The organism is Pseudomonas sp. FYR_2 (genome assembly GCF_043106425.1).
In the GTDB taxonomy this organism is placed as follows: Bacteria; Pseudomonadota; Gammaproteobacteria; order Pseudomonadales; family Pseudomonadaceae; genus Aquipseudomonas; species Aquipseudomonas monteilii.
The window spans coordinates 267,573-281,356 of the sequence record NZ_JBICMM010000048.1 but is presented as its reverse complement, the minus strand read 5'-3'; the positions used below and the strand labels follow the sequence as shown (position 1 = coordinate 281,356).

At 63.7% G+C, this 13,784-nt stretch carries 13 protein-coding genes and 1 riboswitch; of the genes, 7 read left to right on the top strand and 6 right to left on the bottom strand.

Annotated elements, in window-relative coordinates:
- Positions 1-89: 89 nt before the first annotated feature.
- Genes ACF8R4_RS22220 through ACF8R4_RS22205 form a run of 4 tightly spaced genes read right to left on the bottom strand, consistent with a single transcriptional unit; the run spans position 90 to position 3,474 of the window.
- On the bottom strand, positions 90-1,058 hold the full coding sequence (locus ACF8R4_RS22220) for a hypothetical protein (RefSeq protein WP_060500324.1): 969 nt from the start codon (positions 1,056-1,058) through the stop codon (positions 90-92).
- 52 nt (positions 1,059-1,110) lie between these two features.
- Positions 1,111-1,923 carry an aldo/keto reductase gene (locus ACF8R4_RS22215; protein WP_186722959.1) on the bottom strand — a complete coding sequence of 271 codons (813 nt, stop codon included), beginning with the start codon at positions 1,921-1,923 and terminating at the stop codon, positions 1,111-1,113.
- Positions 1,920-3,095, bottom strand: a complete 1,176-nt coding sequence (locus ACF8R4_RS22210) for an FAD-binding oxidoreductase (protein ID WP_060500328.1) — start codon at positions 3,093-3,095, stop codon at positions 1,920-1,922. The genes ACF8R4_RS22215 and ACF8R4_RS22210 overlap by 4 nt, the downstream gene beginning before the upstream one ends.
- A 46-nt stretch (positions 3,096-3,141) precedes the next feature.
- Positions 3,142-3,474 carry a multidrug efflux SMR transporter gene (locus tag ACF8R4_RS22205; protein ID WP_008095055.1) on the bottom strand — a complete coding sequence of 111 codons (333 nt, stop codon included), beginning with the start codon at positions 3,472-3,474 and terminating at the stop codon, positions 3,142-3,144.
- An 87-nt stretch (positions 3,475-3,561) separates the two neighbouring features.
- Here ACF8R4_RS22205 and ACF8R4_RS22200 point away from each other — a divergent pair, with 87 nt between their 5' ends.
- Together ACF8R4_RS22200 and waaA are read left to right on the top strand one after the other, a co-directional pair.
- Complete coding sequence (locus ACF8R4_RS22200; protein ID WP_104833853.1) at positions 3,562-4,452, top strand: LysR family transcriptional regulator; 891 nt, start codon at positions 3,562-3,564, stop codon at positions 4,450-4,452.
- A gap of 11 nt (positions 4,453-4,463) precedes the next feature.
- Positions 4,464-5,735 (top strand): lipid IV(A) 3-deoxy-D-manno-octulosonic acid transferase, encoded by a 1,272-nt coding sequence (gene waaA, locus ACF8R4_RS22195; protein ID WP_060500332.1) that lies wholly within the window; start codon positions 4,464-4,466, stop codon positions 5,733-5,735.
- Positions 5,736-5,849: 114 nt separating this feature from the next.
- On the opposite strand, the gene ACF8R4_RS22190 is transcribed toward waaA, so the two are convergent.
- Positions 5,850-7,283, bottom strand: coding sequence for a TolC family outer membrane protein (locus ACF8R4_RS22190; protein ID WP_060500335.1), 1,434 nt, complete (start codon positions 7,281-7,283; stop codon positions 5,850-5,852).
- A gap of 160 nt (positions 7,284-7,443) precedes the next feature.
- Positions 7,444-7,550: riboswitch (TPP riboswitch) on the top strand.
- A gap of 154 nt (positions 7,551-7,704) precedes the next feature.
- Between ACF8R4_RS22190 and thiC the strand changes: the two genes are divergently transcribed.
- Positions 7,705-9,585 (top strand): phosphomethylpyrimidine synthase ThiC, encoded by a 1,881-nt coding sequence (gene thiC, locus ACF8R4_RS22185; RefSeq protein WP_060500337.1) that lies wholly within the window; start codon positions 7,705-7,707, stop codon positions 9,583-9,585.
- Positions 9,586-9,729: 144 nt separating this feature from the next.
- Entirely contained in the window at positions 9,730-11,013 is a 1,284-nt protein-coding gene (gene cytX, locus ACF8R4_RS22180; protein WP_104833855.1) for a putative hydroxymethylpyrimidine transporter CytX, read from the top strand.
- Here cytX and ACF8R4_RS22175 read toward each other — a convergent pair.
- Positions 10,982-11,728, bottom strand: coding sequence for an RsiV family protein (locus tag ACF8R4_RS22175; protein WP_060500340.1), 747 nt, complete (start codon positions 11,726-11,728; stop codon positions 10,982-10,984). The two genes, cytX and ACF8R4_RS22175, sit on opposite strands and share 32 nt — an antisense overlap.
- A 196-nt stretch (positions 11,729-11,924) precedes the next feature.
- On the opposite strand from ACF8R4_RS22175, the gene ACF8R4_RS22170 reads away from it, so the two are divergent.
- The 3 genes from ACF8R4_RS22170 to cpdA are packed head-to-tail and all read left to right on the top strand — an operon-like array spanning position 11,925 to position 13,784.
- Positions 11,925-12,542, top strand: coding sequence for an NUDIX domain-containing protein (locus ACF8R4_RS22170; RefSeq protein ID WP_060500343.1), 618 nt, complete (start codon positions 11,925-11,927; stop codon positions 12,540-12,542).
- The gene (locus tag ACF8R4_RS22165; RefSeq protein WP_016501905.1) at positions 12,533-12,985 is read left to right on the top strand and encodes a DUF1249 domain-containing protein; all 453 of its coding nucleotides are present in this window, start codon (positions 12,533-12,535) and stop codon (positions 12,983-12,985) included. The genes ACF8R4_RS22170 and ACF8R4_RS22165 overlap by 10 nt, the downstream gene beginning before the upstream one ends.
- A 1-nt stretch (position 12,986) precedes the next feature.
- The gene (gene cpdA / locus ACF8R4_RS22160; RefSeq protein ID WP_060500344.1) at positions 12,987-13,784 is read left to right on the top strand and encodes a 3',5'-cyclic-AMP phosphodiesterase; all 798 of its coding nucleotides are present in this window, start codon (positions 12,987-12,989) and stop codon (positions 13,782-13,784) included.

Sequence of the window (13,784 nt, the reverse complement as noted above, 5' to 3'; positions counted from 1 at the left end):
TCCCACAGGTACAGCGCAGGTCTTGAGAACTGTGCAGGTCCTGTGGGAGCGGGCTTGCCCGCGAAGGGCTGCAAAGCAGCCCCAGGATGTCACTTGTGCAATGAGGTCCGAGCCCGCTCCAGCAGCGCCCGCGCCTTGTCACCAAACCGCTGCAAGTGCGATGCCCGCAACGGCTTGGGCTCCACCAACCCCTGTTGCTTCACCCAGTCCTTCCAGCGCACTCGCTCGTCCTTCACCACCCAACCTTCCTGCCGGGCAAAACTCTCTGCCAGGTACAGCCCACGCGTACTCGCCGGTACCAGTTCATCCTTCTTCAGCGTATACAGCTCCGCCAGCGGTTGGCCGTCCTTCAACGGCATCAGGTACAGGTCTGGCCGTTTGCGGTTGAGTCGCGCCACCAGCTGGCCGCTCTCCAGTCGCTCATCGACGTGGAACAGGCTGAGCTTTTTGGCTTCACGGGGCACCTGCAGACGCATATCGTAGATCAGTTGCAGCGAGGCGGTGGGCAAGTGCACATAGGCCCGTGGCCGCTCCAGTAGCATCAGGTTGCCGCAGTGCACGGGGCGGGCGGCGCCGGACTGCGGGGTCAGCAGGAAGTGCGGTGTTTCGCGATAGTGCAGGGCGGCGGCGTACGGCACGGGCAGCCAGGTATCATTGAAGCGCCCGCCCAGCCAGCCTTCCGGGGTTTCCAGCAGGCATTCCTCAGCAACTTCCTGCACCGCCGTGTGCAACGGCAGGTTCAGCTCCTGTGCCGGTACATAGCCGGAAATCAGTTTCAGCACCACATCGCCCCGGTCTTGCCGGCGCTGGCGCACCAGCACCCAGTAATCACGGTTTTGCCAATGCAGGGTAAGGCGCACCGACACACCCAGGTTGGCCAGTTCGGCCACGAAGTGCTGCGTGTCGGGTAGCTGGATGGCCTTGCGCCGCTGCTGGGTCTGGGCAAAGTTGAGCGGCATGCCGATACTTTGATAAATCAGCCCATCGGGCGTGGCCTCCACATGCAGCGGCAGTGTCTTGAAGTTGCTCGGGTTCTTGCGGATCAGCGTTCGCGCCACGAGGCTCCTCCTTGCGTCGGGTCAGTCGCCAGGCCCTTGGGCCTGGGGTAACTCAATGCTGGCCCAGGATACGGGCGACGGTGGCCACATTGTGGGCCAGGTGCAGCGGGTTGATGGTGCCGACGATAGCACTGCTGACGCCCGGGTGGGCGAACAGCAGTTCGAAGCTGGCCTGCACCGGGTCAACGCCCGGGGCCAGGCAGACATGTCCACTGGCCAGGGCCTTCTTTACCAGGATGGCCTTGCCGTGTTCGGCAGCGTAGTCCAGCACCGGGCGTTCTGCCTGCTCGTTGAGGTTGTAGGTGACCATGGCGCAGTCGCCCTGTTCCAGTGCTTTCAGGCCGCCGGCCACGGTCTTGCCGGACAGGCCGAAGCCGAGGATCTTGCCCTCCTGCTTCAGTTCAGCCAGGGTCTGGTAGACCTCCTGCTGTTCGAGGATTGCCAGGTCATTGCCGTCGGAATGCACCAGCACCAGTTCGATGCGGTCGGTCTCCAGGCGGCGCAGGCTGCGCTCCACCGAGCTGCGGGTGTGGGCGGCACTGAAGTCGAAGTGCGACTGGCCGTTGTCGAATTCTTCACCGACCTTGCTCACGATCACCCACTCGTTGCGTTGGCCGCGCAGCAGGGGGCCCAGGCGTTCTTCGCTGCGGCCATAGGCCGGGGCGGTGTCGATCAGGTTGATGCCCAGCTCGCGGGCCTGGGCCAGCAGCAGGCGGGCTTCGTCGTCACTGGGGATGGTGAAGCCGGTGGGGTACTTCACGCCTTGGTCGCGGCCCAGTTTGACGGTGCCCAGGCCCAGCGGTGAAACCTTGAAACCGGTGCTGCCCAGCGGGCGATGGAAGTCGTGCAGGGTGGGCAGTGTCATGGCAGCAGTTGCTCCCAGGCAGGAACACCCAGCGGTGGGCGTGGCAGGCCGGCCAGGTCGGCTTGTGCCTGTGGGCGGATGCCGTCGCGCTCCAGGTGGCTGATGACCCGGTCGCTGAAGTCTGGCGCCAAGGCCAGCTTGGTCGGCCAGCCCACCAACAGGCGTTGCTGGTCGGCGAGGAAGGCGTTGTCCGGGCGCACCAGGCCGGACTGCGCAGGTTCGGCGCGGTCGACGCGCAAGGTGGCCCAACGGACCTGGCTTTGATCTACCCATGGCAACAGGCTGGCTATTTCCTTCTGCGCCGCCGCAATCTGTGCTGCCGGCTCACGTGCCACGCCATCGGCTTCAGCCAGATCGCCGCCCAGGTACCAGACCCATTGGCCATCAGCAGCCGGGTGAGTCGTGACTGTTACCCGTGGCTTGGGGCCGCCGCCCAGGCAGTGCGCATACAGCGGCTTGAGGTCAGGGCCCTTGGCCATGACCATGTGCAGCGGGCGGGTTTGCATCGCCGGCTGCTTCAGGCCCAAGGCATGCAGCAGGTCCTCGGTGCCGGCACCGGCGCTGAGCACGATACGCTGGGCGCGGATGTCGCGGCCATCGACGCGCAGGCCTACCAGTTCGTCGCTTTCGCGCAGCGGCTCGATGCGTTCCCCGGCCAACAGGCTGTCGCCCGCCAGGTCGGCCAGGTTGGCCAGCAGGCTGGGTACGTCGATGACCAGTTCGGCCAGGCGATAGACCTTGCCCTTGAAGGCACGGTCTTGCAGGGCCGGCGGCAGTTGTTCGCCTTTTACCTGGTCGACCCGGCCGCGCACGGCCTTGCTCGCGAAGAAGCTGGTGAGGTTGCCTGCCAGGGTGCCTGGCGACCACAGGTAGTGGGCCTCGGACAGCAGACGGGTGTTGCTCAGGTTCAGCTCGCCGCTGCCGCTCAAGGCTTCGCGCCAGCGGCGCGGCATGTCGGCAATGGCTTCCGAAGCACCGGTGAGGGCGCCTTGCAGGGCGTACTTGGTACCGCCGTGAATGATGCCTTGAGACTTGATGGTCTGCTCGCCGCCAAGGCTGGCGCGCTCCACCAGCACTGTCGAATACCCCAGGCGGCGCAGGCGGGCATTGAGCCAGAGGCCTGCGACCCCGGCGCCGACGATCAGCACGTCAGTGGAAATGGCAGATGGCATGGCGGTACCTCGAAGACTGGGACAGCTGGCAAGTATACAGGCAGCTTCAGTGCCCGGCAGTCTTGGAGAACAGCTGAATCACCACCACCCCACCCACGATCATCGCCATCCCCAGCATTGCCGGCACATCCAGCTTCTGCCCGTAGATCACCAGCGCCGCCACACTGATCAGCACAATCCCCAGCCCCGACCAGATGGCATAGGCAATGCCCACCGGAATGCTGCGCACCACCAGGGTCAGCATCCAGAACGCGATGCCATAGCCAACCACCATCAGCAGCAACGGCAATGGCGTGCTCAGGCCTTTCACTGCTTTCATCGAAGCGGTGGCAATGACTTCGGCGCAGATGGCGATGGCGAGGTAGGTGTAGGCATTCATGGCAGGATCCTCCGATAACTGGTCGGGCATTCTAGACCCTACCTGGATGGGGTAAAGTCATTACCTATCAGTTGGGGAGATAGGTTGATGGCCGAGCAATGGAACCTTGAGCAACTGCGCACCTTCCTGCGCGTCGCTGAACTGCGCTCGTTTTCTGCCGTGGCCCGGGAGCAGCGCAAGGCGCAGTCGGCCATCAGCAGCGCGATTGCCCTGCTTGAAACCGACCTGGGGGTCACCCTGTTCGAGCGCAGCAGTGGCCGGCAGCCTAAGCTGACCGAGAACGGCAGTGCGTTACTGGAAGATGCCCGCGAACTGCTGCGACAGTGCGAACGTCTGGATGGCCGCGCCCTTGCGTTGATGCGCGGGCAGGAGGCTTTGCTGCGGGTGGCGCAGGACGAAGCCATGCCTTATCAGCCGGTGATAGACAGCCTCGATGAGCTCGCCAGCCGCTACCCCTATCTGGAGGTGCAACTGGCCAGTGGTGCGCAAGGTGATGTGGCGCGCAAGCTGGTGGAACGCCGCGCCGACCTGGGCCTGTTCTTTCACCACGAAAGCATGCCGACATCACTGGAGCGGCGCGCCTTGGGCAGTGTGGAGATGGTCACGGTGTGCGCCGTCGGCCATCCGCTTGCAGGTGAGGGTCGGGTCACCCGCCAGCAACTGGCCCGCCACCGGCAACTCCTCATCACGCCACAGCAAAGCGGTTACCCCGGCGGCGAGGCAGTCAGCCCGCAGGTGTGGCGTGCCGACAGCTTCTACGCCATGGCCGAATTGCTGATGCGCGGCCTGGGCTGGGCCTGGTTGCCGCGGCATGTGGTGCAGTACCCGACTTATCAGGCGCATATGGTCGAGCTGGACAGCGAGTGGCGCCCGCCTGCACTGGTGGCAGAGCTGGCCTGGCGCCGTGATGAGCCACTGGGGCCTGCGGCGCAGTGGCTGGCCGAGCGCTTTGCAGTGCACTTGCGTGCGATCGGGTAAACTCCGCCGCCATGAACAGAACACTCTATACCTTGCTGTTTCACCTGGGCCTGCCATTGGTTGCGCTGCGCCTGTACCTGCGCGCACGCAAGGCGCCGGCCTATGGCCAGCGCATCGGCGAGCGCTTTGCCTTCAAGCTGCCGGCCATGCGCAGGGCAGGCATCTGGGTGCATGCGGTGTCGGTGGGCGAAAGCATCGCCGCCGCGCCAATGGTGCGGGCCTTGCTGAAGGCCTACCCGGAACTGCCAATCACGCTTACCTGCATGACGCCGACCGGTTCCGAGCGCATTCGCGCCATGTTCGCCGACGAACCGCGCGTGCAGCATTGCTACCTGCCCTACGACCTGCCCTGGGCGGCCGGGCGTTTTCTCGACCATGTGCAGCCCAAGCTGGGCATCATCATGGAAACCGAGCTGTGGCCCAATCACATTCACCAGTGCGCCAAACGCGGCATCCCGGTGGCGCTGGCCAATGCGCGCTTGTCCGAGCGCTCGGCCCGTGGCTATGGGCGCTTTGCCAAGCTGACACGGCCAATGCTGGCGCAGATGAGCCTGATTGCCGTGCAGACCGAAACCGAGGCCCAGCGCTTCCGTGATTTGGGCGCGCGCGCTGAGTGCGTGCAGGTCACCGGTTCGATCAAGTTCGACCTGAAGATTGATGAGCAACTGCTTCCGCGCGCCCAGGCGCTGCGTGCGCAATGGGGGGCTGAGCAGCGCCCGGTGTGGATTGCGGCCAGTACCCATGAAGGCGAGGATGCGCTGATTTTGCAGGCGCACCGGCAGTTGTTGCAGGTGCATGGCGATGCGTTGCTGATCCTGGTGCCGCGCCATCCCGAGCGATTCAATGCGGTACATGTGCTGTGCTGCGAGCAATTCGCTACCGTACGGCGTTCTGCTGGCACGCCCGTCGAGGCGCAAACCCAGGTATTGCTTGGCGATACGATGGGTGAGCTGTTGTTCCTGTATGCGCTGGCCGACATTGCCTTTGTCGGCGGTAGCCTGGTGGCAACCGGTGGGCACAACCCGCTGGAGCCGGCAGCGCTGGCGTTGCCGGTGCTGATGGGGCCGCATGTGTTCAACTTCCTTGAAATCAGCGCGATGCTGCGTGAGGCGGGGGCGTTGCAGCAGGTGGACGATGCCGACGGGCTGGCCGGGGCGGTGCGGCGGCTGGTCGAGTTGCCGCAGGATGCCCAGCGCATGGGCGAGGCGGGTAGGGCGGTGATGCGGGCCAATCAGGGCGCTTTGCGGCGCTTGCTTGATGGCCTTGGCGCGCTCATCCGCTGATTTTTGTGTTGGCTTTTTCGCGGGCAAGCCCGCTCCCACAGGATTGATGCATACGTAGAAAACTGCACAGCCCCTGTGGGAGCGGGCTTGCCCGCGAATGGTCCAACACCTATCTCAAGGCCTGCGCTCGAAGTTCTTGGCCGCTGCAGCCGCCAGGTCCGGTGGCAGGAAGTCCTTGTCCGGGTTGTAGTCCGGCTTCAGGTAACGCTTGAGGTCCGCCAGGTCTTGCGGGCTCAACGTACCCGCCGCTTGCTTCAGGCTCAGGTTGTCCAGAATGTAGTCATAGCGGCTGTTGTTGTAATCCCTCACCGAGGTATACAGCTGGCGCTGGGCATCGAGCACGTCGACGATGTTGCGGGTACCGACCTGGTAGCCGATTTCAGTAGCCTCCAGCGCACTCTGGTTGGAGATGATCGACTGCTTGCGCGCCTGCACCTGTTCCACGTCGGTGTTCACCGCGCGGTGCAGGTTGCGGGTGTTTTCCACCACCTGGCGGCGCAGGCTTTCGCGCTGCTGCTCGCTCTGGCTCAGGCGCTGGTAAGCCTCGCGTACCTGCGAGCTGGTCAGGCCGCCGCTGTAGATCGGAATGTTCAGTTGCAGGCCCACGCTGGTCTGTTCCACATCGCCGCTGTAACGCACGCCTAGTTGCGAAGGGTTGGTGAAGCCCAGGCTGTCGTTGTCACCCTTCTGGTACTTGGCCACTGCATCCAGGGTCGGCGCATGGCCGGCCTTGCGCTGGCGCAGGGTTTCTTCAGCGGCGGACACCGCGTAGTTGGTGGCCAGCAGGTTGAGGTTCTGGCGCCCGGCAGTTTCGACCCAGGCCTTGGCGTCGTTGGGCGTTGGCACCTGCACCGGCAGGCTATGCACCACACCCTGAATCGAGGTGTATTCACGGTTGGTCAGGGTGACCAGTGCTTCAAAGGCATCCTGCACCTGGCGCTCGGCAATGATCCGGTTGGCCCGGGCCGTGTCGTAGCTGGCCTGTGATTGCAGCACGTCGGTCTTGTCCGACAGGCCCACATCGAAACGCTCGTTGGACTGGTCGAGCTGGCGCTTGAACGCGGCCTCTTCGGCTTTGGTGGCGGCCAGGTTGTCCTGGGCACGCAGCACGGCGAAGTAGTTCTGCGCAGTTTGCAGGATCAGGTTCTGTTCAGTGGCCGACAGCTCCAGCGCCGCCTGTTCGTTGACGGCCTCGGCTGCCTGCAACTGGAACCAGCGGTCGGCGCGGAAGATGGGCTGGGCCAGCGTCGCGCTCCATGAGTTACCGCTGCGGTTGGAGGTGATGGAAGGCTCGTCCAGCTTGGTGCGGGTGTTCATCATCTCGGCGCCAGCCGACAGGTTGGGCAGCAACCCGGCGCGGGCCTGTGGCACCACTTCGCGGCGGGCGCCGTAATCGGCGCGGGCGGCGGCCAGGTCGGCGTTGTTGTCCACCGCTTCCTGGTAGACGCTGACCAGGTCGGTCTTCACTGTCGGGGGCACGTCCGCTGCCCAGACCACTCCGTTGGACGCACAAGACACGGCTATCGCCAGTGAGAGTTTGCGCAGCATAGAGGCAATCCTTGTACGAAATTTAATTACTGAACTGTTGAGTATCGGATGACGGGCCAGTGTAGTGCCATGCGCCCCCGGCAACAATCGCCTGGTGTGCCTTTCATCAACCGCGCATTTACCCGCTTGGCTTTGCCGACCACTCCAGTCTAGACTGCGCATGTTCTTGTCGGGGTGCCTTGAAGCAAAGGCTGAGATCGCAGAGGTGCGGATCCCGTTGAACCTGATCAGGTTAGCGCCTGCGTAGGGAACAAGATTGCTCGCCTTCCCGGGGAGCCTCTTGTGCCAGGTCCGGGAATGTCGCAGCTGCATGCAGCTTCAGGCACCCCCATATCCGGCACTGCACCCATCATGGGTGCGTCCGCGCCATTCAGGTTCACCCCGACATTCCACTGCTAGGAAGCCGTCTGGAGAGCCTGTGATGACCAAACAAGAAAAAGCGATCAACCTCAGCGAATCGGCACAAGTCGATCAGCAGTCCGTGCAACCGTTCCCGCGCTCGCGCAAGGTGTATGTCGAAGGCTCGCGCCCGGACATCCGCGTGCCCATGCGTGAAATCAGCCTGGACGACACCCCGACCGATTTCGGTGGCGAAACCAATGCCCCGGTGCTGGTCTACGACACCTCTGGCCCGTACACCGACCCCAACGTGATCATCGACGTGCGCAAGGGCCTGGCCGACGTGCGTTCGGCGTGGATCGACGCCCGTGGTGACACCGAGCGCCTGGACGGCCTGAGCTCCGATTTCGGCCAGCAGCGCCTGAACGATGCCGAACTGGCCAAGCTGCGCTTTGCCCACGTGCGCAACCCGCGCCGCGCCAAGGCCGGCGCCAACGTCTCGCAGATGCACTATGCCCGCCAAGGCATCATCACCGCCGAGATGGAATACGTGGCCATCCGCGAAAACATGAAGCTGCAAGAGGCCCGCGCCGCTGGCCTGCTCAAGGAGCAGCACGCCGGCCACAGCTTCGGCGCCAACATCCCGAAAGAAATCACCCCCGAATTCGTCCGCCAGGAAATCGCCCGTGGCCGCGCGATCATCCCGGCCAACATCAACCACCCGGAAGTGGAGCCGATGATCATCGGCCGCAACTTCCTGGTGAAGATCAACGGCAACATCGGCAACAGCGCACTAGGGTCCTCGATCGAGGAAGAAGTGGCCAAGCTGACCTGGGGCATCCGCTGGGGTTCGGACACGGTCATGGACCTGTCCACCGGCAAGCACATCCACGAAACCCGCGAGTGGATCATCCGCAACTCGCCGGTGCCGATCGGTACCGTGCCAATCTACCAGGCGCTGGAGAAGGTCAACGGCGTGGCCGAAGACCTGACCTGGGAGCTGTTCCGCGACACCCTGATCGAGCAGGCTGAACAGGGCGTGGACTACTTCACCATCCACGCCGGCGTGCTGCTGCGCTATGTGCCGCTGACCGCCAAACGTGTTACCGGCATCGTCAGCCGTGGTGGCTCGATCATGGCCAAGTGGTGCCTGGCGCACCACAAGGAAAACTTCCTGTACACCCACTTCGACGAAATCTGCGAAATCATGAAGGCCTACGACGTCAGCTTCTCGCTGGGCGACGGCCTGCGCCCTGGCTCGATTGCCGATGCCAACGACGCCGCGCAGTTCGGTGAGCTGGAAACCCTCGGCGAGCTGACCAAGATCGCCTGGAAGCACGACGTGCAGTGCATGATCGAAGGCCCGGGCCACGTACCGATGCAGTTGATCAAGGAGAACATGGACAAGCAGCTGGAGTGCTGCGACGAGGCGCCGTTCTACACCCTCGGCCCGCTGACCACCGACATTGCCCCGGGTTACGACCACATCACGTCGGGCATTGGTGCGGCGATGATCGGCTGGTTCGGTTGCGCCATGCTGTGCTACGTCACGCCCAAGGAGCACCTGGGCCTGCCGAACAAGGACGACGTGAAAACCGGCATCATCACCTACAAGATCGCCGCGCACGCGGCCGACCTTGCCAAGGGCCACCCGGGCGCGCAGATTCGCGACAACGCCCTGTCCAAGGCGCGTTTCGAGTTCCGCTGGGAAGACCAGTTCAACCTCGGCCTGGACCCGGACACTGCCCGTGCCTTCCACGACGAGACCCTGCCGAAGGAATCGGCCAAGGTCGCGCACTTCTGCTCGATGTGCGGGCCGAAGTTCTGCTCGATGAAGATCACCCAGGAAGTGCGTGAATACGCCGCCAAGATCGAGACCGTGGACGTGTCGGTCGAAGAAGGCATGCGCGAGCAGGCCGAGCGGTTCCGCCAGGAAGGCAGCCAGCTGTACCACAAAGTCTAAGTCGCAGCGCCTTACCCTGTGGGAGCGGGCGTGCCTGCGAACAAGGGCGAAGCCCTTGCCAGGCACCGCGGTGCTTGCTTCGCAGGCACGCCCGCTCCCACAGGGTGCTGTGTGCAACCCCTAATTCTTTTGGCGAACATAACAATGACCACCCCCAGCCAGTTTTCCCCCGACCACCCGGTCCCTACCCACCAGCGCATCTTCGGTGCCCGCGACCTGTTCTCGCTCTGGTTCTCTCTCGGCATCGGCCTGATGGTGCTGCAGGTCGGCGCCATGCTGGCCCCCGGTCTGGGCCTGGCGGGCGCCGTGCTGGCCATCGCACTGGGCACCGGCGTGGGCGTACTGTTGCTGGGGGCTGCCGGTGTGATCGGCAGCGACACCGGCCTGTCGGCTATGGGTACCCTGAAACTCAGCCTGGGCAGCCACGGCGCGCGCCTGCCGGCGCTGCTCAACCTGCTGCAACTGGTCGGCTGGGGCGCGTTCGAGATCATTGTCATGCGCGATGCCGCCAGCCTGCTGGGCGCGCGCGCCTTCGGCGAAGACAGTGCCTGGAACAGCCCGATGCTGTGGACCCTGTGCTTCGGTGCCCTGGCCACCTTGCTGGCAGTGAGCGGGCCACTGGCCTTCGTGCGCAAGGTACTGCGCGCCTGGGGTATCTGGTTGCTGCTGGGTGCTTGCGTCTGGCTGACCTGGAACCTGTTCGCCAAAGCTGACCTGGCTGATCTGTGGAACCGCGCCGGGGACGGCTCGATGTCGCTGGCGGTGGGCTTCGACATCGTCATTGCCATGCCCCTTTCGTGGCTTCCGCTGATCGCCGACTACTCGCGCTTCGCCCGCAACGGCAAGCATGTATTTGGCGGTACGGTAGTGGGCTACTTCATCGGCAACACCTGGCTGATGAGCCTGGGCGTGGCTTACACCCTGGCCTTCGCTGCCAATGGCGAGGTCAATGCCCTGCTGCTGGCCCTGGCGGCCGCCGGTATGGGTATTCCGCTGTTGCTGATTTTGCTGGACGAGTCGGAAAAGGCCTTTGCCGACATTCATTCGGCGGCCGTGTCCACGGGTGTGCTGGTGCCGGTGAAGGTCGAGCACCTGGCCTTGGCCATTGGTGTGCTGTGCACCCTGATCGCTTTGCTGGCGCCGCTGGCCCAGTACGAAAACTTCCTGCTACTGATCGGCTCGGTGTTCGCGCCGCTGTTCGGCGTGGTGCTGATGGACCACTACGTGGTGCGTCGCCGTCGTCTGCCGGCCCAGGTGGGTGGTTTGCACTGGCAGGCGCTGCTGGCCTGGGTGGTGGGTGTGGCGGCTTACCATGTCATCGCTACACAAGCGCCGGACTTCGGGGCGACCCTGCCGGCACTGGTGCTGGCAGGGCTACTGCACGGGCTGTTGAGCCTCAGCCGCGGCCGGGAAACAGTTCAGGCTTGAGCACGCCATTCAGGCGCGGGTAAGGGATCTTCAGCTCTACGTGGCCCATGGAATAGGGCGCGATGGCGTAGACCTCATACTTGACCACGACTGCGCCGTACGTCAGGGCGATGTGCGGCGATTTCTTGAACGGCCAGGTTTTGACGAACTCGGCGTCCTTGTCCATGCCCACGCTCATCAGCCAGGCCCGGTGCGACTCTTCGACGGTTTTCCAGAAGGTGTCTTCCTGGCCGGGCACCAGCATGTCCTGCAGGGTCAGTACCTTGTCCAGCTTGCGCGAATAGTTGATGAAACCGCGCCCCGGCATGCCGTGGGCGCCACCGCTGTCCAGGTAACTGGACAATTCGATGATCACCAGCCCGTCATGCTGCTCGCGTACTTTGGCTTGCAGGTAGCTGCTGTTACGTTTGTCGGCGCTGGCCAGGTATTGCTGCTCGTAGGCCTGCAGGGTGCTCGGCGCGGTGCCATGCTGATTGTCTTCGGTCAGTTGCAGCAGGCGTTTTTCGACGATGGCGTCCAGCTTTGGCAAGGCCGGGAAGTGGACCATGTCGATGTTCACCAGCGGGCAGTCGCTTTCGCTGCAGCCGGGTTTCACGTGCTCCCAGGCGTCGCGCTTGACCTCGAGCGGGGTCCGGTAGTTGGGCGTGAACAGGCTCTGGCAGGCGCCCAGAGCGAGTGCCAGCACGGCCACGGATGTCAGTTTGACAAGTGTCATGATGATCCTTGCAGAACAGGGAAAAGTCGGCCTTTGACCGTCTGCGCGGCCTTCAGTTCGCCACTAAGCTAACAGAGTGAAGACCTGCTGTCCCGAGTGCGCCAGCGGTTGGCGGAAAGGGATGAAACCGGCAGGCGTGCAGAGTAGGATGGCGCGATGCAGTAACCAGGCGGTTGATGTAGCAACGAGGATTTCCATGTCAGACACATTGAATTCGGTGCCCAAGGCGGTCGAGATCGTCAAGCGGGCCAACTGTTTCCAGGGCTTCTACAAGCTCGACAAGGTGCACCTGCGCCACGAACTGTTTGCCGGAGGCATGGGCCGCGAGATCAGCCGCGAACTGTTCGTGCGCCACGATGCAGTGTGTGTACTGCCTTACGACCCGTTGCGTGATGAAGTGGTGCTGATCGAGCAGTTTCGCGTGGGCGCCATGGGCAAGATCGATAACCCCTGGCTGATCGAGATGGTCGCCGGGCTGATCGACAAGGACGAACAACCCGAGGAAGTTGCCCACCGCGAAGCCGAAGAAGAAGCAGGCCTGACGTTCAGTGCACTGTGGCCGATGACCCGCTACTTTCCGTCGCCTGGTGGCAGTGACGAATACGTTCATCTGTTCCTTGGCCGGTGCAGCAGCGAGGGTGCGGGCGGCCTTCATGGCCTGGAAGAAGAGGGCGAAGACATTCGCGTGCGCGTGTGGTCGTTCGAGGACGCCTTGCAGGCTGTGCGCGACGGGCGTATCTGCAACGCGGCGACCATCATCGGCCTGCAATGGCTGGCGCTGAACCGCGACGAAGTACGAGGTATGTGGAAGTGAACCTGCTGCGCGAGCGCTATCGAGTCGATCTGGTCGGGCTGCAGGCAGCCTGCGAGGCCAACTACGCCCGGCTGATGCGCCTGTTGCCCGACATGCGCACCACCCAGAGCTCGCGCCGTATCGGCATGACGCAGGGTGACCAGATGCTCGGTGTGCTGGTGCTCGACGTGGTGCTGGCCTGCCCGTACACCACCACCCTGCATGTACGCCAGGAACACAGCCTGCCGTGGTTGCCGGTACCGCATCTTGAGGTGCAGGTTTATCACGATGCGCGCATGGCCGAAGTGGTCAGTGCCGAACACACGCGGCGCCTGCGCAGCATCTATCCGTACCCGAACGAGGCCATGCATCAACCGGACGAAAAGGCCCAGCTCAACCTGTTCCTCGGTGAATGGCTGAGCCATTGCCTGGCTTGCGGTCACGAACTGGCAAGTGTTCGCTGACATGCGGCCAGACCTGATGCGCCCTGTGCATGTGGTGCAACTGACCGACGCTCACCTTTTCGCCGATCCTGCCGGCAGCATGTTGGGCCTTAAAACCCGTGACAGCCTGCGCCATGTGGTGGCCCAGGTGCAGCGTGAGCAACCGCTTGTCGACTTGCTGCTGTGCACGGGGGACCTGTCCCAGGATGCCAGTGTTGCCTCTTATGAAGCGTTTCGTGAGCTGACCACGCCATTTGCCGTGCCCACCCGCTGGTTGCCGGGCAACCATGACGAAGCCCGGGTCATGGCCGAAGTGGCACCGGAGCTTGTGCAGGCGGTGACCGATATTGGCGCGTGGCGCGTGGTCATGCTTAACACCGCCGTGCGCGGTGCAAACCACGGGTTTCTTGAAGATGACCAGCTGGCGGTGCTGAAAGCCGCCTTGGAAGGCGCAGGTGAGCGGTATTGCCTGGTGTGCTTCCACCATCAGCCGGTGGACATCGGCTGCGCCTGGATCGCGCCGATCGGCTTGTGCAACGCCCAGGCACTGTTCGATATCGTCGAGGCTTATCCACAGGTGCGGGCGTTGCTGTGGGGGCATGTGCATCAGGAATGGGATGAAGTACGCGATGGCCGGCGCCTGCTGGCCACGCCGTCGACCTGCATTCAGTTCGCGGCGCGCAGTGAGGATTTCCAGGTGAGCGAGGAACACCCAGGTTACCGCTGGTTGCGCCTGCATGCCGATGGGCGGCTGGAGACCGGGGTTGAGCGGGCCACGGACTTTGAGGTGAAACTCGACTTCGATAGCCCAGGTTATTAG